The 23,746-nt window shown below is 48.5% G+C and carries 21 protein-coding genes; 17 read left to right on the top strand and 4 right to left on the bottom strand.

All coding sequences use genetic code 11. From position 1 onward, the window contains the following. Positions 1-21 precede the first annotated feature (21 nt). From ureB to QFZ48_RS27265, 8 genes are read left to right on the top strand one after another with little or no spacing between them, the layout of a single operon-like run. Positions 22-396: an urease subunit beta gene (gene ureB / locus QFZ48_RS27300; RefSeq protein ID WP_336388574.1), complete on the top strand. Its 375-nt coding sequence runs from the start codon at positions 22-24 to the stop codon at positions 394-396. Continuing rightward, positions 393-2,114 carry an urease subunit alpha gene (gene ureC / locus QFZ48_RS27295; protein WP_429047912.1) on the top strand — a complete coding sequence of 574 codons (1,722 nt, stop codon included), beginning with the start codon at positions 393-395 and terminating at the stop codon, positions 2,112-2,114. The genes ureB and ureC overlap by 4 nt, the downstream gene beginning before the upstream one ends. A gap of 12 nt (positions 2,115-2,126) precedes the next feature. After that, positions 2,127-2,630, top strand: coding sequence for an urease accessory protein UreE (ureE, locus tag QFZ48_RS27290; RefSeq protein WP_429064669.1), 504 nt, complete (start codon positions 2,127-2,129; stop codon positions 2,628-2,630). Between the two features lie 5 nt (positions 2,631-2,635). Beyond that, positions 2,636-3,316 (top strand): urease accessory protein UreF, encoded by a 681-nt coding sequence (locus QFZ48_RS27285; protein ID WP_429047915.1) that lies wholly within the window; start codon positions 2,636-2,638, stop codon positions 3,314-3,316. 17 nt (positions 3,317-3,333) lie between these two features. Beyond that, positions 3,334-3,969 (top strand): urease accessory protein UreG, encoded by a 636-nt coding sequence (ureG, locus tag QFZ48_RS27280; RefSeq protein ID WP_370913451.1) that lies wholly within the window; start codon positions 3,334-3,336, stop codon positions 3,967-3,969. After that, a complete protein-coding gene (locus tag QFZ48_RS27275) occupies positions 3,966-4,745 on the top strand; it encodes an urease accessory protein UreD (RefSeq protein WP_429047917.1) in 780 nt (259 codons plus the stop codon). The genes ureG and QFZ48_RS27275 overlap by 4 nt, the downstream gene beginning before the upstream one ends. Positions 4,746-4,754: 9 nt before the next feature. Next, positions 4,755-5,459, top strand: coding sequence for a hypothetical protein (locus QFZ48_RS27270; protein ID WP_079471858.1), 705 nt, complete (start codon positions 4,755-4,757; stop codon positions 5,457-5,459). A gap of 45 nt (positions 5,460-5,504) precedes the next feature. After that, complete coding sequence (locus tag QFZ48_RS27265; RefSeq protein ID WP_429064668.1) at positions 5,505-7,931, top strand: AsmA family protein; 2,427 nt, start codon at positions 5,505-5,507, stop codon at positions 7,929-7,931. 44 nt (positions 7,932-7,975) lie between these two features. Here QFZ48_RS27265 and QFZ48_RS27260 read toward each other — a convergent pair whose 3' ends face one another. Further along, a complete protein-coding gene (locus QFZ48_RS27260) occupies positions 7,976-9,280 on the bottom strand; it encodes an O-acetylhomoserine aminocarboxypropyltransferase/cysteine synthase family protein (protein ID WP_429047921.1) in 1,305 nt (434 codons plus the stop codon). A 153-nt stretch (positions 9,281-9,433) separates the two neighbouring features. Here QFZ48_RS27260 and QFZ48_RS27255 point away from each other — a divergent pair, with 153 nt between their 5' ends. The 6 genes from QFZ48_RS27255 to QFZ48_RS27230 are packed head-to-tail and all read left to right on the top strand — an operon-like array spanning position 9,434 to position 16,207. Continuing rightward, a complete protein-coding gene (locus tag QFZ48_RS27255; RefSeq protein ID WP_429047922.1) occupies positions 9,434-10,807 on the top strand; it encodes a 3' terminal RNA ribose 2'-O-methyltransferase Hen1 in 1,374 nt (457 codons plus the stop codon). Further along, entirely contained in the window at positions 10,804-11,565 is a 762-nt protein-coding gene (locus QFZ48_RS27250; RefSeq protein ID WP_429064666.1) for a nucleotidyltransferase domain-containing protein, read from the top strand. The genes QFZ48_RS27255 and QFZ48_RS27250 overlap by 4 nt, the downstream gene beginning before the upstream one ends. After that, complete coding sequence (locus tag QFZ48_RS27245; RefSeq protein ID WP_429047926.1) at positions 11,555-12,631, top strand: DNA polymerase beta superfamily protein; 1,077 nt, start codon at positions 11,555-11,557, stop codon at positions 12,629-12,631. Before QFZ48_RS27250 ends, QFZ48_RS27245 begins: the two co-directional genes overlap by 11 nt. Next, positions 12,615-15,023, top strand: coding sequence for a polynucleotide kinase-phosphatase (locus QFZ48_RS27240; RefSeq protein ID WP_429064664.1), 2,409 nt, complete (start codon positions 12,615-12,617; stop codon positions 15,021-15,023). The genes QFZ48_RS27245 and QFZ48_RS27240 overlap by 17 nt, the downstream gene beginning before the upstream one ends. Before the next feature lie 28 nt (positions 15,024-15,051). Next, positions 15,052-15,219: a hypothetical protein gene (locus QFZ48_RS27235; protein WP_429064663.1), complete on the top strand. Its 168-nt coding sequence runs from the start codon at positions 15,052-15,054 to the stop codon at positions 15,217-15,219. A gap of 37 nt (positions 15,220-15,256) precedes the next feature. Beyond that, positions 15,257-16,207 (top strand): NADP-dependent oxidoreductase, encoded by a 951-nt coding sequence (locus tag QFZ48_RS27230; RefSeq protein WP_429047930.1) that lies wholly within the window; start codon positions 15,257-15,259, stop codon positions 16,205-16,207. A gap of 234 nt (positions 16,208-16,441) precedes the next feature. Here QFZ48_RS27230 and manA read toward each other — a convergent pair whose 3' ends face one another. Beyond that, entirely contained in the window at positions 16,442-17,644 is a 1,203-nt protein-coding gene (manA, locus tag QFZ48_RS27225) for a mannose-6-phosphate isomerase, class I (protein WP_429064661.1), read from the bottom strand. A 148-nt stretch (positions 17,645-17,792) separates the two neighbouring features. Here manA and QFZ48_RS27220 point away from each other — a divergent pair, with 148 nt between their 5' ends. Then, a complete protein-coding gene (locus QFZ48_RS27220; protein ID WP_429047932.1) occupies positions 17,793-18,143 on the top strand; it encodes a YraN family protein in 351 nt (116 codons plus the stop codon). 606 nt (positions 18,144-18,749) lie between these two features. On the opposite strand, the gene purB is transcribed toward QFZ48_RS27220, so the two are convergent. After that, the gene (gene purB, locus QFZ48_RS27215) at positions 18,750-20,087 is read right to left on the bottom strand and encodes an adenylosuccinate lyase (RefSeq protein ID WP_429047934.1); all 1,338 of its coding nucleotides are present in this window, start codon (positions 20,085-20,087) and stop codon (positions 18,750-18,752) included. A gap of 142 nt (positions 20,088-20,229) precedes the next feature. On the opposite strand from purB, the gene QFZ48_RS27210 reads away from it, so the two are divergent. Together QFZ48_RS27210 and QFZ48_RS27205 are read left to right on the top strand one after the other, a co-directional pair. Beyond that, on the top strand, positions 20,230-20,982 hold the full coding sequence (locus QFZ48_RS27210; RefSeq protein WP_429047936.1) for a menaquinone biosynthetic enzyme MqnA/MqnD family protein: 753 nt from the start codon (positions 20,230-20,232) through the stop codon (positions 20,980-20,982). 403 nt (positions 20,983-21,385) lie between these two features. Beyond that, positions 21,386-22,045 (top strand): NADPH-dependent F420 reductase, encoded by a 660-nt coding sequence (locus QFZ48_RS27205; RefSeq protein ID WP_429047938.1) that lies wholly within the window; start codon positions 21,386-21,388, stop codon positions 22,043-22,045. 55 nt (positions 22,046-22,100) lie between these two features. Here the strand turns inward: QFZ48_RS27205 and QFZ48_RS27200 are convergent, their stop codons facing one another. Further along, a complete protein-coding gene (locus tag QFZ48_RS27200) occupies positions 22,101-23,732 on the bottom strand; it encodes a M1 family metallopeptidase (protein ID WP_429064659.1) in 1,632 nt (543 codons plus the stop codon). Positions 23,733-23,746: the final 14 nt, after the last annotated feature.

Genomic DNA, 23,746 nt, shown 5'->3' with positions numbered 1-23,746 from the left:
CCAGTACTAAATCTTACAACCATGATCCCCGGAGAATATTTTTTAAAGAAGGAAGATATCATTGCCAATGCCGGCCGGAAAACGGTCAGGGTAAGTGTGGTGAACACCGGTGACAGACCAGTGCAGATAGGCTCCCATTGCCACTTTTTTGAAGTAAACCGCATGATGTCTTTCCCAAGGGAGGCCGCATTCGGTATGCGGCTCAATATACCTTCGGGCAATGCTGTACGCTTTGAGCCGGGAGAAGCCAAGGAAGTGGAACTGGTGGAGCTGGGCGGCGCCCGGAAAGTGATCGGTATCAATAACCTTGTAAACGGCGATACCACCGATCCTGCTGTGAAAGCCGCAGCCATAGCCAAAGCAGCTTCCCTCAATTTTAAATCCGAGCAACTATGAGCCTGTCCATCAGCAAAACAAAATATGTAAATATGTATGGTCCTACCACCGGCGATCGCGTACGGCTGGCAGATACAGACCTCATCATCGAAATAGAAAAGGATTACAACGTATACGGCGATGAAAGCAAATTCGGCGGCGGTAAAAGCGTAAGGGACGGTATGGCCCAATCAGCCACCGCACTGCGCAGCGAAGGCGTGCTCGATTTTGTAATCACTAACGTGATGATCATCGATCACTGGGGTATTGTGAAGGGAGATATAGGGATTAAAGACGGTAAGATCGTTGCAGTAGGACAGGCAGGTAATCCCGACACGATGGACGGCGTACATCCGCAGCTCATCATCGGCGCATCCACCGAAGTACACAATGGCGCCAACCTCATCGCCACTGCCGGCGGTATTGATACGCACATTCACTTTATCTGCCCGCAACAGGTGGATCATGCCCTCTTCAGCGGAGTAACCACCCTGATAGGCGGCGGTACCGGTCCGGCCGATGGCACCAGCGCGACTACGGTAACACCGGGAAAATGGAACATCCAGCGCATGTTGCAGGCGGCAGAAGCATACCCCGTAAACCTCGGCTTCTTTGGTAAAGGGAATTGTGCTACCACAGGGCCATTGGTGGAACAGATAGCTGCAGGCGCGCTGGGGCTGAAAATTCATGAAGACTGGGGCGCTACGCCGGCCGTAATAGATGCTTCCCTGAAAGTAGCCGACGAACTGGACGTGCAGATCGCCATCCACACGGATACGCTGAATGAAGCCGGCTTCCTGGAAGATACACTCAACGCCATCAACGGCCGTGTAATACATACCTTCCACACAGAAGGCGCAGGTGGCGGCCATGCACCGGATATCATCCGCGCCGCCTCCTTCCCGAATGTATTGCCTGCATCTACCAATCCCACCCGCCCTTATACGGTAAATACCATCGATGAACATCTCGACATGCTGATGGTATGCCATCACCTGGATAAAAAAGTACCGGAAGATGTGGCCTTCGCAGATTCACGTATCCGCCCGGAAACCATTGCTGCAGAAGATATCCTGCACGACATGGGCGTATTCAGCATCATGAGCTCCGACTCACAGGCAATGGGTCGCATCGGTGAAGTGATCATCCGCACCTGGCAAACCGCCGATAAAATGAAGAAACAACGTGGCGCACTGGAGGAGGATAAGAACAGCGAGAATGATAACTTCCGTGTGAAAAGATACATCGCCAAATATACCATCAACCCGGCTATCGCACACGGCATCTCCACGCATATCGGTTCCCTGGAACCCGGTAAAATGGCAGATCTCGTGCTGTGGAAACCCGCTTTCTTCGGCGTGAAGCCTGAAATGATCATCAAAGGCGGCATGATCAATGCCAGCCGCATGGGCGATCCCAATGCGTCCATTCCAACACCGCAGCCGGTAATTTACCGCCACATGTTTGGCGCACACGGAAAAGCACTGCTGCACACCAGCGTATTATTCGTATCTGCGTTATCGTTAGAGAAAGGCATTAAAGAAGAATACGGTTTACAGAAACAATTGTTGCCGGTGAGCAACTGCCGTAACATCTCCAAAAAAGATCTTATTCATAACGATAAAACACCCGATATCACCGTAAATCCGGAAACATACGAAGTACGGGTAGACGGCGAAAAAATTACCTGCGAACCGTTAAAGGAACTGTCGCTCGCACAGCGTTATTTTTTATTTTAATCCGGAAGAGATATGTTGGTAAGGGAAATTATAGGAAATACGGATACGCATACACGCAGCAGTAAAGAAACCGACCTGCTGCCGCTGGAATGGTTTGAAACTTCCCGGCGCATTCAGCGGAAACTCACTGCCGGCGGCCGTGAAGTGGCATTGAAGTTTACAAAGGAAGGGCAGCAACTGCAACAAAATGATATCCTCTACCAGGACAATGACCTGATGATCGTGGTAGACATCCTTCCCTGTGAAGCTATTGTGATCCGCCCGCAGAACATGGCCGAAATGGCAAAGGTGTGCTACGAAATCGGCAACAAACACCTGCCGCTTTTCCTCGAAGAGGAGCAGCTGCTGATTCCCGCAGAGGAGCCGCTGTATCGCTGGCTCCATGCGGCCGGGTACCCGGTGGTAAAAGAACGGCGCAAGTTACTGCACATCCTGCGTACTAACGTACAACCACACACGCATGGAAACAGCGGCTCTTCATATTTTGGGAAGATCCTGGAACTGGCGTCAAAATAGAGCATATGGAACAGCATTATCTCGGCAGCTTACTACACCTGGCAGACAGCACATTGCCCATTGGCGGTTACACACATTCTGCCGGGCTGGAAACCTTTGTGCAACAGGGGCTGGTCAACAGCGCAGCCACTGCGGCTACCTTTGTGCGCAATATGCTGCAGAATAATATCCGCTACAACGATGCCGCATTTATGAGCCTGGCCTACACCGCAGCTACACAAAATAATGTGAACGAACTGCTGGAGCTGCACCACCTGTGCACTGCCGTAAAAGCGCCGCGCGAACTCCGGGAAGCCAGCCAGAAGCTGGGTGCAAGGCTTACCCGTATTTTCAGCCGCAGGTACACCAGCGATCTGGTAACGCAGTATGAAACAGCGGCAGGTAACAGCCCGCACTACTGCCTGGTGTTTGGTATATACGCCCACCTCACCGGCATTCCATTGTCGTCCGCGTTGTATGCGTTCTATTACAACGCCGCCATGGGAATGGTGACCAACTGCGTAAAGCTCGTGCCCCTTGGGCAAATGGACGGGCAGGATATCATCTTTGACCTGCAACATCTACTAAAAGAACTGACAGCAGCAACGATACAACCCGACAGATCATTGCTCGGCCTTTGCAACGCGGCATTTGATATCCGCAGTATGCAGCACGAACGCCTGTACAGCCGGTTGTATATGTCGTAACAATAATTATTCATACAATGAGCAGAGAATACATAAAAGTAGGAGTGGCCGGTCCGGTAGGTTCCGGCAAAACAGCCCTCATTGAGCGGTTAACAAGGCAAATGGCGCAACACTACCAGGTAGCCGTCATCACCAACGATATTTATACGAAGGAAGATGCGGAATTCCTCACGAAAAACAGCCTGCTGCCGGCAGAGAGGATCATTGGCGTGGAAACCGGTGGCTGCCCACATACCGCCATCCGTGAAGATGCCAGCATGAACCTGGAAGCCGTGGAAGAAATGGTACGCCGCTTCCCCGATATTGAAATCATCTTTATTGAAAGCGGCGGCGATAACCTGTCCGCCACTTTCAGCCCCGACCTGGCAGATGTTACCATTTTTGTGATAGACGTAGCGGAAGGGGATAAGATTCCCCGTAAAGGAGGTCCCGGTATTACCCGCTCGAACCTGCTCGTGATTAATAAAATTGACCTCGCCCCTTATGTGCACGCCGACCTTGGCGTAATGGAAAGAGATGCCCGCAAAATGAGAGTAGGACAACCTTTCGTGTTCACTGACCTCATGAGCGGTACCGGGCTGCAAGACGTAATTAACTGGATTAAAAGATATGCATTACTGGAAGACAGCGCCGTGCCCAACCTCTTAACATGATCAGTGAACTGAAGATATTGACAGGCAAAAGGGACAGCAGCACTTACCTGAAGGAATGCTACTGCACGCGGCCTTTTAAAGTGGCCAACGTGCGGGAGGAACGCAGCGACCCGGTATTGCGCCTCATGATGATGAGCTCTTCGCCGGGGATGCTGGATAAAGATCATTACCAGTTAGATATTACCGTAACCGCAGGCACCGCCCTGCACCTGCAAACTCAGGCCTACCAGCGGCTGTTTAACATGGAAACCGGCGCTACACAGGAAATGTGCGTACGACTGCAAACAGGGAGCACCTTCACCTTTTTACCGCACCCCCTGGTGCCGCATGAAAAGGCTGCCTACACCGGCACGGCAAACCTGCACCTGGCAAATGACTGCCGTCTTATATGGGGAGAAATCATTACCTGCGGCCGGAAACTAAACGGGGAAATATTCCTGTTTACAAAACTGCACAGCATCACACAGGTATTTTTGGGGGAGCAGCTGTTGTTAAGGGATAACCTCCTGATGCAACCCGGTGTTACCAGCTTTAATGCAATGGGATGGATGGAAGAATATACCCACCAGGCCACCTTCCTGTTTTTTGATACCCATGAAAAGGTACTCCTGAACGAAACTGCGGACAGGCTTCACCGTTACCTGGAAGATCAACCCCATATCCTGGCCGGCGTTACCCGCACTGCGGGTAATGGTATCATGGTAAGAATGCTGGGCCATAGCGGGGAACAACTATTTGAATGTCAGCAACAACTGGCAAAGCTTTTATCTCTTTAAAAATGTAGTATGTCATTTATTGATAACAGTTTATTGCTAACGGCAGTTACTATCAGCTGTCTTCATACGGCCTCCGGACCGGATCATTACGTGCCCTTCATCGTTTTTTCCCGCACCCGGAAATGGTCGGTGGCTAAAACTATTGGGTGGACGGCCCTCTGCGGCCTCGGACATGTAATGAGCTCACTCGTGATCGGGATGATTGGCGTAGTACTGGGCTGGCAGCTGTCGCGTTTTACCGCCATCACAGAAGTGCGTGGCGGCATTGCGGGATGGGCATTGCTGATATTGGGGCTTTTCTACCTCATATGGGGATTGTATAAAGCCATCGCCAACAGGCCGCACAAACATTTTGATGTATATGACGACGGCGATATGTATGTTTATCAGCATCGGCACAATGAAGCCTATGTAGCGCCACAGAAAAGGATCCGCGTAACGCCCTGGATACTGTTCGTAATATTCGTAATGGGCCCGTCGGAGCCTTTGTTGCCGTTATTGTTTTATCCGGCCGCGCAACAATCTGTACCCGGCATCGTAATGCTGATAGCTACTTTTACGTTCTTTACCATCCTCACCATGATCATCATGGTACTGTTGGGATACTACGGGTTTTCCCTAATGAAACCCGTAGCCACAGAAAGATATATGGCCGCCATCAGCGGCGCTGCTGTTACACTCTGCGGAACAGGCATGGTTTTTATGGGTTGGTGAACTGTTTGGCAGCTCAAGCTGTTATAGCAAATAAACCTTTACCACATGAAGAAATGGCTCAGGATCATCCTTATTACCGGCGGTATATTTATAGCACTCCTGGTGCTGTTAATCCTGGGTATGACCTGGTACATACATGCGAATAAAGACAATTTCCTCAAACAGATCACTGCCCAGCTAAATGATCACCTGAGCGGAAATATCCGCATCGCGGATATGGAACCTTCCCTCTGGAAGAGCTTTCCCAGTGTGTCTATCGCCCTGAAAAAAGTAGTGCTGGAAGACAGCCTCTTTCAGCAGCATCATCACCCATTGCTGGATGTTGACTACATTTTCGTACAGGTAAACACGTTATCACTGTTACGCAAACACGTAAATGTAAATGAAATCACCCTGCAGGATGGTACCATCTTCCTGTATACAGATACCACCGGCTATTCCAACACGTATGTACTTCAACGGAAGTCAGCCGCAAAGAAAAACAACGGCTCAAAAGATGCCAGCATTAAAAAGCTGATGTTAACGAACATCAGTTTTATAATAGATAACCGGCAGAAGTTTAAACTATTCCACCTGGATGTACGCCAGCTGGACGGTAAGGTGAGCGCCACCGACAGTAGTATCCAGTTTACAATGATATCGGATATCCTGTCTAAAAGTTTTGCTTTTAACACCGTTAAAGGAAGTTATCTGAAAGATAAAAAAATGCAGTTGAACCTCTCCGTGATCTTCAACAAACGCACAAAGATCCTGCACATACCACAACAGGAAATCCGTATAGATGACCACCCGTTGCTCATTGCAGGGCAGTTTGGGTTTGGAGAAAAACCACCACCGTTCCAGTTGAAAATTAATGCCAACCAGGTATTACTGCATGATGCCGCCACCTGGCTGCCGCCTGCCATCAGCTCCAAATTAAACAGCATTACCCTCACAAAGCCGCTGGATGCAGAAGCTAACCTCAACGGTTATATGAAATACAGGGACACCCCCAAAGTGCTCATTACCTGGAAAACCACCAACAATGTAATGGTAACTACAATGGGCGAATGGACCAACTGTAATTTCACGGGGAGATTTAATAACGAAGTATTACCGGGACAAGGCCACACTGATGAAAATTCTGCCGTTAATATTTTCCAGTTGAGCGCCACGCTGGCAGGTGTACCGCTAAAAGCAGACACCATCCGGGTGGTAAACCTGAAACAGCCTTTACTGCACGGACATTTCCGGTCGGATTTTCCGTTGACCAACCTGAACAGCGAGACAGGGGAAAGCCCGATATTGTTCAAAGACGGCAACGCCAATGCAGATCTATACTACACGGGGCCCGTGCTTAACAGCGATAATACGCCTTCGTCCCTGCAAGGGGTAGTACAGGTAAAACAAGGGGCATTTACCTACCTGCCGCGTAACTTATCTTTTCATGATGCCAACGCCACCCTGCGCTTTACAGGGCAGGATCTGATGCTGGAAAATGTGCATATACAAACACAGAAAAGTAACCTGCAAATGGACGGCATGGTGAAGAACCTGTTGAACCTCTATTTTACTACGCCGGATAAAATTGAACTCACCTGGAATATCCGCAGCCAGCTGGTAGACCTTAATGAGTTCAAGAGCTTCCTGGCACCACGGCAAAAAGTTAAACCAACCCGCACCCAGCAGAAAGCAAAAATGACCCGGGTAAACCGGCAACTGGATGTAGTACTGGCTTCCAGTAATGTAAATATGCTGGTGCAGCTGGATAAGGTTACCTATCAGCGCTTTAATGCACAAAATGTAAAAGCATCTGTACAGCTAACGAATACGGATATACTGTTAAAACAAATTGCCCTGCAACATGCAGGCGGAAATATGCAGATGGCCGGGGTGCTCCACCAGCAAGGGAATAACAACAACTTTAACATAAACGCCACGGTGAACAATGTGCACATCAGCCAGCTGTTTTACGCATTCGATAACTTCGGCTTGTCGGCCCTGAAATCAGATAACCTGAGAGGCAATGTATCGGCAAAGGTGAACCTGAAAGGTAATGTGCTGGATAATGGAAGTCTTGCTAAAAACTCGCTCTACGGTACTATTAACTTTAACCTGAAGAACGGTGCACTCATCAATTTCGGCCCGCTTGCAGACATTGGTAACTTCGCCTTCCGCAAACGCCGCCTCGATAGTATCACCATCGATAACCTGTCAAGTACCTTCCAGGTGGAGGGAAATAAAATACTGATTCCACCTATGCGCATCGCTTCCAGCGCCATCAATATTGATGTGAACGGGGTATACGGAATAACCGGAGGTACGAATATCAACCTGGATATTCCATTGAGGAACCCCGCAAAAGATTCGGCCATTACCGACAAAGCAGAGAAGCGCAAACGCAGCAGGAAAGGAATTGTGGTGCACCTGCGTGCCGTTTCGGAAAAGGATGGCAAAGTAAAGATCAAGCTGGGCAAAGGAAATGATGACTAGAAAGTGGCTTCTGTGAATCATCACAAAAGCCACCATCACTATTTCTAAGCCACCGTTTGGAAGGCCTGTTCAAGATCTCCTTTAATATCACTGATATGTTCAATGCCCAGCGAAATGCGCAGCACGCCCGGCGCTACACCCGCTTTCTTTTGTTCTTCCTCGCTCAGCTGCTGATGAGTAGTAGTAGCCGGATGGATGATCAGCGTTTTGGAATCGCCTACATTGGCGAGGTGGTAAATTAACTTTAACGCCTGTACGAATTTATCAGCTACTTCTTTTCCTCCTTTGATCTTAAAGCTCAATACACCGCCAAAGCCGTTTTGCAGGTACTTCTTCCCCAGTGCATGGTATTTGTTGTCGGGCAAACCAGGATAGTTTACAGATTCCACCTGAGGATGCGCTTGCAGCCACTGTGCCAGCGCCAGTGCATTATCTACCGTCCGCTGTACCCGGAGGGAGAGGGTTTCCAGCCCCTGCAGGAACAGGAAAGAGTTTTGTGGCGCCAGTGCCGGTCCCCAGCTGCGCAAGCCGGCCACACGTGCCCTGATAATGTAGGCAATGTTGCCAAACGGGCTGTGGGAGCCGAATACTTCCCAGAATTTCATGCCATGATACGCCTCATCAGGCTCGCTGAACTGCACAAACTTACCATTGCCCCAGTTATAGTTGCCACCATCGACAATAATACCGCCAATACTGGTGCCATGCCCGCCAATCCATTTGGTGGCTGCTTCTACCACTACGTTGGCGCCGTGTTCCAGCGGACGGGCCAGGTAACCCGCTGCGCCAAATGTATTATCCACTACCAGCGGAATATCGTGCTTGCGCGCTATGGCGCTGATCTTTTCAAAATCAGGAATGGCAAACCCCGGGTTACCGATGGTTTCCACGTAAAGCGCTTTTGTATTGGCATCAATCAATGCTTCAAAACTCTCCGGGTTGTCAAGATCCGCAAAACGCGCCTCTACGCCAATACGCTTGAAACTTACTTTAAACTGGTTAAAAGTGCCGCCATACAAATAGGAAGAGGTTACAAAATTATCTCCCGGTAACAGGATATTATGCAGGGCAATAAACTGGGCTGCCTGCCCCGAAGCCACTGCCAGCGCGCCCACGCCGCCCTCCAGTGCCGCCACTCTCTTCTCAAATACATCCGTGGTGGGGTTCATAATACGGGTATAAATGTTACCAAACTGCTTCAACTGAAACAGATCCGCCGCATGTTCTGCACTCTCAAAAGTATAAGACGTGGTTTGGTAAATAGGCACTGCGGCAGCATGGGTAGAGGATTCAGGCTGATAACCCGCGTGCACCTGTAAAGTGTCAAAATGTAATGGCTTACTGGACATAACCGGAAAGTTTAAAGGTTTGAGTATAAGTCTACAAATATAGTAGACTAATTGCAATAACAAAATATTTTAACATGGTTCTCACACAAAAAATAATATCTTCGGCAGCATAATTACAAAATGCATGTTTACGTGAAGAAACGCAGTTGACCGATGTTATTAACTATTACCACCAAACGTTACCCCGCCACAGACCTGGGCTACCTGTTGCATAAACATCCCGCTAAAGTACAAACCGTTGAACTGACCGCAGGGAGTGCACACATCTTTTACCCGGAAGCAACCGACCATGCCTGCACCGCCGCTTTACTGCTGGACATTGATCCTGTAAGACTGGTACGTGGAAACGGTAACGGCCACGACTTTGCACTGGAACAATATGTAAACGACCGCCCGTATGTGGCCTCGTCGTTTATGAGCGCCGCCATCTCTCAAGCCTTCGCCACCGCCATGAACGGGCGTTGTAAAGATAAGCCACACCTGGTAGATGAAGCCATTCCGTTTGAAATAGGCCTGTCCGTGTTACCGGTGAAAGGCGGCGAACCTTTACTCCGACAATTCTTTGAGCCACTGGGCTATGAAGTAACGGTACAATCGCACCTGCTGGATGAACAATATCCCGAATGGGGGCAGAGTCGCTATTTCAATGTAACACTCCGCCACACATTGCCGCTGAAAACAATCCTCAGACACCTGTATATCCTGGTGCCGGTTTGTGACAACGACAAACATTATTTCGTGGGCGGCCATGAAATTGAAAAGCTGATGGAGAAAGGAGAGGGCTGGCTGGATACACATCCTGCCAAAGAACTCATTACCCGCCGCTACCTCCGGAATATCGCACCACTCGCAAAACAGGCGCTGGAGCTGATCATGAAGGATGAAGTATTACCGGTAGAAGAAAAACCGGCAAAAGATAAAGTGAAACTGCACGATCTCCGCCTGCTAACGGTAAGGGATATACTCCTGGAACTAAACGTGTCCACCGTGGCAGACATGGGCTGCGGAGAAGGCAAGCTGCTCCGCCTCCTGGTGGAAAAAACACAGTTCAAAAAGATCCTGGGAATGGATGTAAGCTACCGATCACTGGAAATTGCACAGGATAAACTGAAACTGGACCGCCTGCCTGAAATGCAGCGTAACCGTATACAACTCATCCAGGGATCACTAACGTACAGGGATAAACGACTGGAAGGTTTTGATGCCGGCGTATTGGTGGAAGTGATAGAACACCTGGACGAATCCCGCCTGTCAGCCCTGGAAAAAGTAGTTTTTGAATATGCACGGCCTGCCCATGTGATCATGACCACCGTAAATGCAGAATATAACGTGATGTATGAAAAACTTGCTGCTGGCTCATTCCGGCACGGCGATCACCGTTTTGAATGGACGCGCGCAGAATTTGAAACATGGGCCAACCGCGTAGCCGCACAATTTGGCTATATTGTATCCTTCAGACCACTTGGAGAAACAGATGAAACACTGGGAGGACCCAGCCAGCTGGCATTATTTAAACGATCATTATGAGAGACATTATATTAGAGAAGATAGAGGAACTGGAACAACAACACCAGGTAAAAGTATTATATGCCTGCGAATCCGGTAGCCGCGCATGGGGCTTTGAATCGCCCGACAGCGACTACGATGTGCGCTATATTTACACCCGGCACAGGGATAGCTACCTGAGTATCACGGAACCACGGGATGTGATTGAATTACCGGTAGATGAAGTACTGGACGTAAGCGGCTGGGATATCCGCAAAGGATTACAGCTGTTCCTGAAATCTAATGCTCCCCTGTACGAATGGTTACAGTCGCCCATCATCTACAAGGAAGAAACGGACTTTAAGCAAACCCTCACAAGCCTGATGGGGAAGTATTTCTCGCCACGCTCAGGTTGTCATCATTACCTGTCTATGGCCTTTAATGTTTTCTCCAACGAATTACAGGGAGAAGCCATTAAACTGAAGAAGTACTTTTATGTATTGCGCCCTATGCTGGCCTGCCAGTGGATCCTTGCCGGTAAAGGAGTGCCGCCGATGGAATTGGCGCCGCTGCGTACCTTAATCAAAGATGATAGCATCCAGGCCATTATCGACAAACTGCTGGAATTAAAAGCCACCGCAGATGAGCAAGCCACGGTAGCGCCTGATGAAACATTGCATCAGTGGATGGCATATACTTTGGAAGATTGCAAAATGCAGGCTGCTGAACTGCCCGCTATAAAAAACGATACCGCGGAACTGGATACGCTTTTCCGGAAATATATTTCGTATGACTTTTGAAGCACTGCAACAACAACGGGAATATATCCTGCTGGAATGCATCAGCGGCAGCAGGGCATATAACCTCCAGGTACCCACCTCAGATACAGATATCAAAGGCGTGTTCATATTACCGCAACGTGAACTGTATGGGATGATCTACACACCGCAGGTGGCCAATCAAAGCAACGACGAAGTATATTTTGAAATAAAACGCTTCCTGGAACTACTGGATAAAAACAATCCCAATATCCTGGAACTGCTGAGTACCGCCAACGGCAACCAGTTATTCCGGCATCCGCTGATGAACCTCATTCAGCCCCGCGACTTCCTGTCAAAACTTTGTCTGGAAACCTTTGCAGGCTATGCCAAAACACAGATAAAGAAAGCCCGCGGACTGAACAAAAAGATCAATCAGTCGCACGGAACAGAACGGAAAAACATCACCGAGTTTTGTTACGTGATTGCCGGCAGCCGGAGCATTCCCTTACGGGAATGGATGCACGAAAATGATCTTCTGCAAAGTGACTGCGGGCTCGCACGGATAGATCACTTCCGCGATGTTTATGCGTTGTACCATACCAGCCAGTTTGAACCCGGCGTTACCTTTAAAGGTATTTTTTCCGGTGCAGATGCGAATGACGTACAACTCAGCAGCATCCCGAAAGGACCGGATCCGTTGGCGATTATGCAGTTTAACAAAGATGGCTATACGGTATATTGCAAAGACTTTGCAGCCTACTGGGAATGGGTGGAACTCCGCAATGAAGCCCGCTATGAGCATAATAAAGAACTGGGGGCAGACTACGACAGCAAACATATGATGCATACTTTCCGTCTGCTCACCATGGCAGAAGAGATTGCATTATACAAGGAAGTGCGCGTTTACCGCAACGACCGCGATTTCCTGCTTCGTATCCGCAACGGTGAGTTCACGTATGAGGAATTGCTGGATATGGCTGCCCAAAAATTAAATGACATGGAACAGCTGTATGCTGCCTCCGATCTTCCGGATCACCCGGACCCGGAACTGGCAGCAAAGCTGTTAATCAGCATAAGAGACGAATTTTATGTCCCGAAGAAATAGACAATTATCACATATCTCCCTGCCGGAACTTTCACTGGTATTATTGATCGGCCCTTCCGGCGCCGGCAAGTCTACCTTTGCCCGCCGCTTTTTCAAGCCCACCGAAATTATTTCGTCGGATGTTTGCCGCGGTTTGATCAGCGATGATGAAAATAACCAGGCTGTTACTACCGATGCTTTTGAAGTAGTCAGGTTTATAGCCGCGAAGCGATTGAAACTGGGGCTGCTTACCGTGATCGACGCCACCAATGTTCAGCCGGAAACCCGCAAAGAATGGGTGCGGCTGGCCCGTGAGTATCATGTATTGCCGGTAGCAATTGTGCTTAATATGGCAGAGAAAGTATGCCAGGAGCGCAACCAGCTGCGGAGCGACCGTAACTTCGGTGCGCATGTGATTCCGCAGCAGATCAGTCAGCTCCGGCGCGGTATCCGTTACCTCCGGGAAGAAGGTTTCCGGCATATATTTGAACTGCACTCGCCGGAAGAAGTGGAACAGCTGGAAGCAGTTATCCGTAACCCGCTCTACAATAATAAGAAAGATGAACACGGACCTTTTGATATCATAGGAGATGTACACGGCTGCTACGATGAGCTATGCACCTTGCTGGATACATTGGGTTATGAAGTAGATAAAGAAAACTGCAGCCTGATCAGCGCACCGCTCACTACTAACGCAGAGGGATACACGCGTTTCCGTAAACCTGTGTTTGTAGGCGACCTGGTAGATCGCGGCCCGAAATCACCGCAGGTATTGCGGTTGGTCATGAACATGATAAACAATGGCCTCGCGCTTTGTGTACCGGGAAACCACGACGCCAAACTGCTCCGCTACCTGAATGGAAAAAATGTGCAGCTGCGGCATGGCCTCGAAGCAACGGCGGCCCAACTGGCTGGCGAATCGCCGGAGTTCATCGCGGCGGTAAAACTCTTTTTAGATGGCCTTGTAAGTCATTATGTACTGGACGACGGTAAACTGGTAGTAGCACACGCCGGATTGAAAGAAAGCATGCAGGGGCGCGGTTCCAGCGCTGTAAGGGAGTTTTGTTTGTATGGGGAAACCACCGGTGAAACAGATGAATTCGGCCTGCCGGTAAGATATAACTGGGCGCTGGAATACAAAGGGAAGGCAATGGTGGTATATGGCCACACACCGGTTCCTGAAGCGAGATTTTTAAACAATACCATCGACATAGACACAGGTTGCGTATTTGGCGCTACCCTTACCGCATTGCGTTATCCCGAAAAAATATTGGTATCGGTACCGGCAAAAGAACAGTATGCAGCGCCGGCCCGGCCCATAGGCTATAACGCAGAAAGCGCGCTGACACTGGAGCAACAATATGATAACGTACTGGACATAGAAGATTTTATCGGGAAGAAAATACTGCAAACAAACTATAGCCATAGCATTACCATCCGGGAAGAGAACAACATTGCCGCATTGGAAGCAATGAGCCGCTTTGCCATCAACCCGCGTTGGCTTATATACCTGCCACCGACTATGTCGCCCGCTGAAACCAGCCGCGAAGAAGGAATGCTGGAGCACCCCGCAGAGGGCCTGCAGTATTATAGAGAAGCAGGAATAGCAAAAGTTATTTGTGAAGAGAAACATATGGGTTCCCGCGCTGTGGTAATAGTTTGCCGCGACGAGGCCACCGCCGTAAAACGTTTCGGTATTGCAGGCGGAGGTAACGGAGTAGTATATACGAGAACAGGTCGCAGCTTCTTCAGCGATAAACAAACAGAACAGGACTTCATTGCCCGCATCAACACAGCGCTGATCAACACCGGTTTTTACGAAACCTTTAACACCGACTGGGTATGCCTGGATACAGAATTGATGCCCTGGAGCGCAAAGGCGCAGGCATTGCTGCAAAACCAGTATGCCGCCGTAGGTACTGCTGCAGGCCAGGCGTTGCCCGTTGTGGTAGATGCATTACAGCAAGCCATTTCACAGGGCGTGCCGGCACAGGCGTTGCTGGAAAAATATTCCCGCCGCCTCAAGCAAACCAGCAGCTACGTAAAAGCATACCGCCAATATTGCTGGCCGGTGGCATCATTGGACGATTATAAGCTGGCGCCGTTCCATATCATGGCCACGGAAGGAAAAACGTATTTCGATAAAGACCATGAATGGCACCTGTCTGCCATAAAAAATATCTGCGCCGGAGATGAACAATTACTGCTGGCTACTCCCTTCCTGGAAGTGGAAATCGGTAATGAAGCCAGTGAAAAAGCAGCAGTCACCTGGTGGGAAAACCTTACCGCCGCCGGTGGCGAAGGCATGGTGATCAAGCCATCTGTTTTTGTTGCCCGCGATGCAAAAGGACTCATTCAGCCCGCCGTAAAGATCCGCGGAAAAAGAATACCTGCGCATTATCTATGGTCCTGAATACGATGCGCCGGAAAACCTCCACCGTTTGCGCAGCCGCAAGCTATCTGGCAAACGTTCACTGGCGCTGCGCGAATTCGCACTGGGCCTCGAAGGGCTCGACCGGTTTGTAAATAATGCACCTTTACAGTCGGTACATCAATGCGTATTTGGTATTTTAGCGCTGGAGAGCGAACCGGTCGATCCGAGACTGTAATCATGAAAACATCTTTCTACATTAAAAAAACATAATTATGAAAGCCGTAGCCGTATCAAAATTCAAAGACATTCCTGAAGTGATGGACCTGCCGAAACCCGTAGTACGACCAGGCACTGTGCTGATAAAAGTGGCCGCAGCGGGAATGAATCCGTTCGACTGGAAAATGATCGATGGCATTATGGACGACGGGAAAACCAAACACCAGTTTCCGCTCATCATGGGCGTAGATGGAGCCGGTACCATTGAAGAAGTGGGAGAGGGCGTTACCCGGTTTAAAGCAGGAGATAAGGTATACGGACAGTTTATTCATTCGCCCATCGGTGAAGGCTCCTATGCCGAATACGCCATTGTGCCGGAGAAATCCGGGCTTACCAAAGCGCCATCCAGCCTGTCGGCCGTGGAAGCGGCAGCGGTGCCTACCTCCGGTATGACCGCCCAGCAATTACTGGATAAACTGGATCTCCAGGAAGGAAATACGCTGCTGATCAACGGCGCCACCGGCGGTGTTGGCTCATTTGCAGTACAACTGGCCGCCGCCCAGGGCTTACAGGTAATTGCCACTGTATCAGACGATGCGGGCGCTGAAAGAATGAAGAAACTGGGCGCCACCATCACCATCAACTATAAAGAAGCGCCGTTAACGCAACAGGTAAAGGAAAAGTTCCCGCAGGGACTCGACGGCCTGATCGACCTGGTAAGCAACGCCGCCGCATTTGAGGCAAACCTGGATCTGCTGAAACCAGGCAGCGCAGCCCTTACCACCATGTTCGTAGCAAAGGAAGATGCGCTGAAAGACCGGAACATCCGCGGAGGCAACTTCGAAACACAAGGCAGCGCCGCCTCACTGGATACCCTCACATTAGCCATTGACCGGGGCGCACTCACCATCCCCGTAGAAAATAAAATCAAACTGGAAGACGTTCCGGCCGCCATAGCCCTGAGCCGTCAGGCGAAAGGCAAAGGGAAAACCGTGATTGTTATTTGATGACGCGGAGGTTGTCTTGAGCACTGATTACGCTGATTATACTGATTAGTTGGATTTTTACTTTTGGATTTTTTTTGATTTCTTAGATTTTCTTAAATAATAATTAAGGGAGATATAAGCGGCTATATTCGCTTATATCTCCCTTAATCCTTTAAAATCCAAAGTGATCAATCCCTTAATCAGTATAATCAGCGTAATCAGTGCTCAAGACAACCTCCGCATCGCCGGAGGCGATCAGATACCCGCTGTTGCCTTGAACAGCTCCGCTCCGCTGTCAGTGCTGATCTCGTAGGTGGCGCCGTAGGCGGTGAAAGCGCATTGCCCTTTTTGCAGCGCCAGTGTATCCTCACCTTTAATGGTGGCGTTGCCTTTCATTACAATCAGTATTTCCGCGGCTTTGGCGGTGTGTTTATACACTTGTCCGGCAGTGAGATCGATTTTACTTACCGCAAAATCCGGCGCCGGGGAAGGATATATTCTCTCCAGGCCATCAGCGCTTACATCGCCTTTAATGATATTCGGATGCACGCCCTCAAAACGGGTATGCTTCAGGAGTTCCGGTACGTCCACATGTTTCGGGGTAAGACCGCCGCGCAGTACATTGTCTGAATTGGCCATCAGCTCTACATTCTGGCCTTCCAGGTAAGCATGCGGGATGCCGGCGTCCTGGAATACCGCATCACCCGGTTGCACCTGCATGATATTAAAGAAGTAAATAGAGAAGATACCACGATCCAGTTTTTCCCTGCTGTTAGGATCGTTTAAAACCGCACGGGCCGCCCAGAAGCCAGGATCGGTTTTCGACAGCTTATTGGCTTTGTAAGGAAGGATCAGGCGGTCTGTCAGCGGGCGGAGAAGGATGTTCACCAGCGACTGAGGCATTTCCATTACATTTTTATACAGGCCATAATAACCTTCTTTTTCGTATATGCTTACCAGTGAAGTGAATTCCGGAACGGTTTTCAGCACTTCCAGCAATTGTTCATGCGGTAAGAAGCCATGAAGGAGATAGAACTCACTCAGGGCCACCATAATTTCAGGTTTATGGTTATCGTCTTTGTAGTTACGGTTAGGGGCGCTCAATGGAATGCCTTCAGCATTTTCTCTTGCAAAACCTTTCTCCGCTTCACTTTTGGTAGGATGTACCTGGATAGATAACATGTCTTTTACATCCAGGATCTTAAAAAGAAAAGGCAGCTCCTTGAATCGTTCCCATACCGCAGGCCCGGTAATGTTGGCCGGATCCTGGCCGATCAGTTCATTCAGCGGCAGTTGTCCGCTGGCGGTAGTAACAGTGGATGGTGCGCTGGGATGCGCGCCCATCCAGTATTCTGCACTGGGCTGATTTGAAGGGGCTATTCCCAACAGCTCAGGAATATAGTTGTGTCCGCCCCATGCGTAGTGCTGTACTTTTCCTTCCAGTCTGAATAAGTTCATATATAGTAATCTGTTTTTACTTGTTAAATACCAGGGAATCGATAATTTTATATGCCTGCAAAAATAGGTGTTAAGTGTAAATAATTCCCCCGCACCGGGAAGTAAATTATTCAGGCAGTTGTTTGTGATAACCCAAACCCAATAACAAATGGTCAATCATCTGTCCCTGGGGCAACAGGGCGAGTCAATTGCACAGGCTTATGTTCGCCGGTATTGTGATATCCTGCATGTAAACTGGAAATCCGGCAGGAGGGAAATCGATATCATCGCCCGGAAAAGTGAACAGATTTATTTCATAGAAGTAAAAACACGCAGCACAGATCGTTTCGGCTGGCCCGAAGAAGCAGTGAACGCCCGCAAGGAAGAACATATCCGCAGTGTGGCAACTGATTACCTGCTGCATTATAACCTCAACCCGCCGGCCATCCGGTTTGATATTATTGCGATCACATTTTCCGGAGAAACGTACGAGCTGGAACACCTGAAGGACGTGTTTTAGGCAAACGCCTTTGGCGCGAAGGTTGTCTTGAGCACTGATTACGCTGATTATACTGATTTAAAGGATTGATCACTTTGGATTTTAAATGATTTGGGGAGATATAAGGGGATATTGTCGCTTATATCTCCCCAAATGATTTTAAAATCAAAAAATCAAAAAAAACAAAATCCAGTTAATTAGTATAATCAGCGTAATCAGTGCTCAAGACAAAATCCGCGTTAACCGCTTATTAACAAAAAAACGCCTGTGATAATTTTCTCATACTATGTTATTGCCTATCTTTGTAACAGCTTTTAGAACCTACCCCGAGTTGTTATACCCCCGGTATCCCGGTAGATGACAAGCAAACATTTTCTCTGAAAAGATCTGGTGCACTGGTCAGCGCGACCTATGCAGGCAGTTTATGTACATAACAGGAGAGATGGATAACGGCGATACCCGTAACAACAGAAAGGATAGGAGCGTAAAAATTAATACACATTTGACAGCGTTTGATTAACCGCGGCTATTACGCTACTAACGCATTGAACACCGTAAGTTGCTTTCGGGAGTCAGAAAGTAAAAAAAAGCTCCGTCTTATAAGACGGAGCTTTTATGTTTTTATGCTTACCACAAACCGGTGTAGTTGTGTGGTGTGATGGCTTTCAGTTCTTTTTTGAGGGCAGCGCTGATCTTCAGTCCGTCCACAAATTTATGCATACTTTTCTGTGTGATCTGTTCTCCGCCGCGGGTCAGCTCTTTCAGGGCTTCATATGGCTGCGGATAGTTTTCACGGCGTAATACGGTTTGAATAGCTTCTGCTACCACGGCCCAGTTATTTTCCAGGTCATCTTTCAGTTTAGCTTCATTCAGGATCAGTTTACCCAATCCTTTCTGGATAGATTTGGTAGCCAGTAAGGTGTGACCAAACGGAACACCGAGGTTACGCAATACAGTAGAATCGGTGAGGTCGCGCTGCAGGCGGGAAACAGGCAGCTTGGCGCTCAGGTGCTCAAACAGGGCGTTAGCCAGTCCGAGGTTACCTTCTGCATTTTCAAAATCAATGGGGTTTACTTTATGCGGCATCGCAGAAGAACCTACTTCATCCTTCTTGATCTTCTGTTTAAAGTAATCCATGGAGATATAAGTCCATATATCACGGCAGAAGTCCAGCAAAATAGTGTTGATCCGTTTCAACGCGTCAAATTGAGCGGAGATGTTGTCATAATGCTCAATTTGCGTGGTATACTTCATACGTTGCAGGCCCAGTGTGGTGTTCACAAACTTCTCCCCGAACTTTTCCCAGTTGATCTTCGGGAAAGCCACATGATGCGCGTTGAAGTTGCCGGTGGCGCCGCCAAACTTTGCAGCGAAAGGAATATGTCCCAGCAGGTTTACCTGTCCTTCGAGGCGTTCTACGAACACCAGGATCTCTTTACCCAAAATGGTGGGCGAGGCTGGCTGACCGTGGGTACGTGCCAGCATTGGCACTTTCATCCAGGATAAGCCAAGTTTTTTCAGCTCCAGGATCATATTGGCCAGCGCGGGCATGTACACGTGCTCTATGGCATCTTTCCACAGCAGCGGGGTAGCAGTATTGTTTACATCCTGTGAAGTAAGACCGAAATGCACCCACTCCAGTTTGTCTTCCAAACCCAGGTTCTTCAATTCATTCTTTAGAAAATATTCAACTGCCTTTACGTCGTGGTTGGTAATTTTCTCTGTGTCTTTGATCAGTTGTGCGTTCTCGATGGTGAACTCCTGGTAGATTTTACGCAGGGCAGGGAACTTGGCTTTCGGCAGCGTAAACAGCTTCTGCTCGGAGAGCGCAATAAAATATTCCACCTCTACCATCACACGGTAACGGATCAACGCAAATTCAGAAAAATAATTGGCCAGCTCGTCCAGTTGTTTGCGATAGCGCCCGTCCAGCGGAGAAATGGCAGTTAAAGGTTGTAGTTGCATAATGTATGTATTCCAGTATTACTATTAACATGTTTGAATGGCTGCAAGTTCTCCCTAAATCCTGATTTACAGGACCACAATTATTCATTTGGAACTTGTTAACCGGGATTTAATTACTTTTGCAGCTTCAAAATTACTGAAATTGGAACGGAAAGTAAAAGTTGCGGCTGTAAGTTATTTGAATACGAAGCCTTTATTGTATGGATTCAGGAATCATCCGGTGATGGAAATGATGGAATTATCGATGGATTATCCCGCTAAAATAGCCCAGCAGCTGATAGATGGAGAGGTAGACGTAGCACTGGTGCCGGTAGCCATTATCCCTAAATTGAAGGAATATCATATCATAGCAGATTATTGTATCGGAGCCGAAGGACCTGTGGCATCTGTTTGTTTATACAGCGAGGTGCCCTTAAACGAAATAAAACGTATTTACCTCGATTACCAGAGCCGTACCTCCGTAGCCTTACTCAAAGTACTGGTACGTGAATACTGGAAGCTTGGTGTGGAGTTTGTAGATACCAACGGGGATTACCAGGACAAAATCAGGGGAACTGACGCTGGTTTGGTGATCGGCGACCGCGCCCTGGAACAACGCACCGTTTCGCCATATATATACGACCTCGCTGAACACTGGGTGCGCTTTACCAGCCTGCCATTTGTATTCGCCGCCTGGATCAGTAATAAACAACTGCCCGCTGAGTTTATCACCGCATTTAACAACGCCACCGGCATCGGTATTCAGAACATCCCGGCAGTAGTGGCCGAAAACCCTTATGCAGTCTACGATCTTACCACTTATTATATTCATAATATCAGTTATCCGTTAACGCCCGCAAAGCGACAAGGCATGCAAAAATTCCTCGGATACCTGCTACAGGAGCTGGATACATGATCAAGTCCACGTCACCTCCACGTTACCTCATGTTTAGCCCATGGCAAAGGCATGTATTAAGCATGTCCTAAGCGAGTGCCAGGGGAGATCTAAGCGTAGGCTGTCTTACTCAGGATTACGTTGATTTTATTGATTAAGGGATTTGAACACTTTGGATTCTATATGATTTTGGGAGATATAAGCGGATATATTGGCTTATATCTCCCAAAATCATAAAAGATATAATCAGTTAAATCAGCGTAATCCTGAGTAAGACAAAATCCGCTCACATCTCCCCAATAAATCCAAAAGTAAAATCAGTAAAATCAGCGTAATCAGCGAGAAAGACAACCTACGCTTAGTTCTCCCCAATTTTAAGTATCTTCATAATTCGCACTTAAAATTAATCTACTAATCTACGCTCATGAAAATCGGTATCCTTGGAAGCGGTCCCGTTGGTTTAACTCTTGGTAAAGGGCTTATTCAAACAGGACATCATGTTACAATCGGTACCCGTAATCCCTCGAGGGAATCTTTGCAGCAATGGATAAAGAAGCAGGGTAAGCAGGCTACGGCAGGCACTTTCAGACAGGCAGCCGAATTCGGGGAACTGTTGCTGATCTGCACCAGCTGGGCCGGTACCAAAAAAGCCATTGAAGCCGCCGGGATATGGAACTTTAAATCCAAAACAGTAGTGGATGTTACCAATCCACTCGATGGCAAAGGCCCCGATGAAAACGGACGACTCACCTTCACCATCGGTCACAACAACTCCGCAGGGGAACAAATACAAGCCTGGCTGCCGCCGGATGCCAATGTAGTAAAGGCACTCAGCTGTATTGGCCACGAAAAAATGCTGCTCCCGGAACTCAAAGAAGGAGCCCCTACCATGTTTATCGCCGGCAATAACAACGATGCGAAGCGCGAAGTCATCAACCTCCTGCACCAGATAGGCTGGCTCGATGTGGCAGATATGGGAAGGATAGAAATGAGCCGCAGTATTGAACCACTCTCTATTTTATGGGCAGCCTACGGATTTCTGAATGACAGCACCGGTCACGCCTTCAAATTACTGAAACGATAAAATAAAAAGAGGGGTCTGCTATCAGCAGACCCCTCTTTTTATTTTGCACGCATCTTTATTTCACCTGCCTGGATTTAATATAGAAGTTTTTATCTACTTCAAAGTTCTTGAGGTCACCTAAAGTAATATTGGAACTCCGCCATAAAGTGCCCGGGTATATCAGCTTAAACCCGCTATCACTCAGCTTCACTTTCACCGGCATATTAAAGTCTTTTACATCAGACACCCAGCGGTATTGGATCTGCTGGCCATTGAAGCGGTACTCCAGTGTAGGAATAGTGGTATGACGCAGGTACTGGTTAAATACTTTATCCAGGTTCATACCTACTGCCTGGCTGATGTATTGTTCTACCTCCTGCGTGGTTACCGTTTGGTGATAGAATGTTTTGTTAAGCCCACGCAACATTTGGCGGAAGGCCTCGTCGTTTTCCATGATCTGCCGGATATTGTGCAGCATGTTGGCGCCTTTATAATACATATCACCGCTTCCCTCTGCATTAACACCATAAGGCGGAATGATGGGCACATCATTTAAAATATTCTTACGGATTCCCTGTACATATTCCTCAGCGGCCTTATGTCCATACTGGCATTCAGTAAAAAGAGTTTCGGAGTAGTTGGTAAAAGACTCATGGATCCACATGTCTGCCAGGTCTTTGCTGGTGATACTGTTGCCAAACCATTCGTGGCCACTTTCATGGATAATGAGGAAGTCCCATTTCAATCCCCAGCCGGTACCGGAAAGATCCCTGCCGGAATACCCCATGAGGTATTTGTTGCCATAAGCCACACCACTCTGGTGCTCCATACCCAGGAACGGTGCTTCTATCAGCTTGTAGCTGTCTTTATAAAAAGGATACTTGCCAAACCAGTATTCAAAGCATTTCAGCATAGGCTTCACTACTTTGAAATGTTCCCTTGCCTTGTCTTCATTATAATCCAATACCCAGAAACCAAGATCCAGTTTACCGCCTTCACCGTGCCAGGTATCTTTCATCTCTATATAATTACCTACGTTCACTGCTACGTCATAGTTGTTGATAGGGCTGCCTACATACCATACAAAGGTCCGGGTGCCATCGGGATTGTCGATGGTCTTTTTTAAACGGCCATTGGATACATCGGTGAGGTCGGCAGGAACGGTAACGCTGATGGTCATGTCTTCGGGCTCATCACTTTGTGTGTCTTTGTTGGGCCACCAGATGCTGGCGCCCAAACCCTGGCAGGCAGTGGCTATCCACGGACGGCCTTTGTCGTCTGTCGACCATACAACACCGCCATCCCACGGCGCTTTCAACGCCTTGCGGGGTTTGCCGCTGTAATACACGGTGATCTTTTTTGATTTATCTTTTACCTGTGGAATTGTCATTTTTATAAACCAGGCATTGCCGTCGCGGGTAAAGGTGAGCGGCTTCTTATCCTGCACCACGCTGTCTATCACCATCGGTATCTGCAGATCTATCTGCATCACTGAATCGGTTTTCAGCACCTCATAGGTAATCGTATTGAAACCGCTGAAGGTACTGTCGTCCGGGTTTACCTGTACATGGAGGTCGTAGCTGGTAACATCCCACCAGGCACGCTGAGGAGTAATACTGCCTCTCAGCGTGTCAGCCCTGCTGAACTGTTGTGCCCCGGCAGTTAAAGTTGCCAGAAGGGCCATACAAAGCATCGGTATGCCGCGCATATTTATTCGTATAT

Source organism: Chitinophaga sp. W2I13, from assembly GCF_050434005.1.
Lineage (GTDB): Bacteria > Bacteroidota > Bacteroidia > Chitinophagales > Chitinophagaceae > Chitinophaga.
The sequence above is the reverse complement of the archived record's forward strand: the minus strand, read 5'-3'. Positions and strand labels throughout refer to the sequence as shown.

Coding starts and splice junctions, on each gene's coding strand:
- ureB (WP_336388574.1), top strand. CDS start 22: ATGATCCCCGGAGAATATTTTTTAAAGAAGGAAGATATCATTGCCAAT.
- ureC (WP_429047912.1), top strand. CDS start 393: ATGAGCCTGTCCATCAGCAAAACAAAATATGTAAATATGTATGGTCCT.
- ureE (WP_429064669.1), top strand. CDS start 2,127: ATGTTGGTAAGGGAAATTATAGGAAATACGGATACGCATACACGCAGC.
- QFZ48_RS27285 (WP_429047915.1), top strand. CDS start 2,636: ATGGAACAGCATTATCTCGGCAGCTTACTACACCTGGCAGACAGCACA.
- ureG (WP_370913451.1), top strand. CDS start 3,334: ATGAGCAGAGAATACATAAAAGTAGGAGTGGCCGGTCCGGTAGGTTCC.
- QFZ48_RS27275 (WP_429047917.1), top strand. CDS start 3,966: ATGATCAGTGAACTGAAGATATTGACAGGCAAAAGGGACAGCAGCACT.
- QFZ48_RS27270 (WP_079471858.1), top strand. CDS start 4,755: ATGTCATTTATTGATAACAGTTTATTGCTAACGGCAGTTACTATCAGC.
- QFZ48_RS27265 (WP_429064668.1), top strand. CDS start 5,505: ATGAAGAAATGGCTCAGGATCATCCTTATTACCGGCGGTATATTTATA.
- QFZ48_RS27260 (WP_429047921.1), bottom strand. CDS start 9,280: ATGTCCAGTAAGCCATTACATTTTGACACTTTACAGGTGCACGCGGGT.
- QFZ48_RS27255 (WP_429047922.1), top strand. CDS start 9,434: ATGTTATTAACTATTACCACCAAACGTTACCCCGCCACAGACCTGGGC.
- QFZ48_RS27250 (WP_429064666.1), top strand. CDS start 10,804: ATGAGAGACATTATATTAGAGAAGATAGAGGAACTGGAACAACAACAC.
- QFZ48_RS27245 (WP_429047926.1), top strand. CDS start 11,555: ATGACTTTTGAAGCACTGCAACAACAACGGGAATATATCCTGCTGGAA.
- QFZ48_RS27240 (WP_429064664.1), top strand. CDS start 12,615: ATGTCCCGAAGAAATAGACAATTATCACATATCTCCCTGCCGGAACTT.
- QFZ48_RS27230 (WP_429047930.1), top strand. CDS start 15,257: ATGAAAGCCGTAGCCGTATCAAAATTCAAAGACATTCCTGAAGTGATG.
- manA (WP_429064661.1), bottom strand. CDS start 17,644: ATGAACTTATTCAGACTGGAAGGAAAAGTACAGCACTACGCATGGGGC.
- QFZ48_RS27220 (WP_429047932.1), top strand. CDS start 17,793: ATGGTCAATCATCTGTCCCTGGGGCAACAGGGCGAGTCAATTGCACAG.
- purB (WP_429047934.1), bottom strand. CDS start 20,087: ATGCAACTACAACCTTTAACTGCCATTTCTCCGCTGGACGGGCGCTAT.
- QFZ48_RS27205 (WP_429047938.1), top strand. CDS start 21,386: ATGAAAATCGGTATCCTTGGAAGCGGTCCCGTTGGTTTAACTCTTGGT.
- QFZ48_RS27200 (WP_429064659.1), bottom strand. CDS start 23,732: ATGCGCGGCATACCGATGCTTTGTATGGCCCTTCTGGCAACTTTAACT.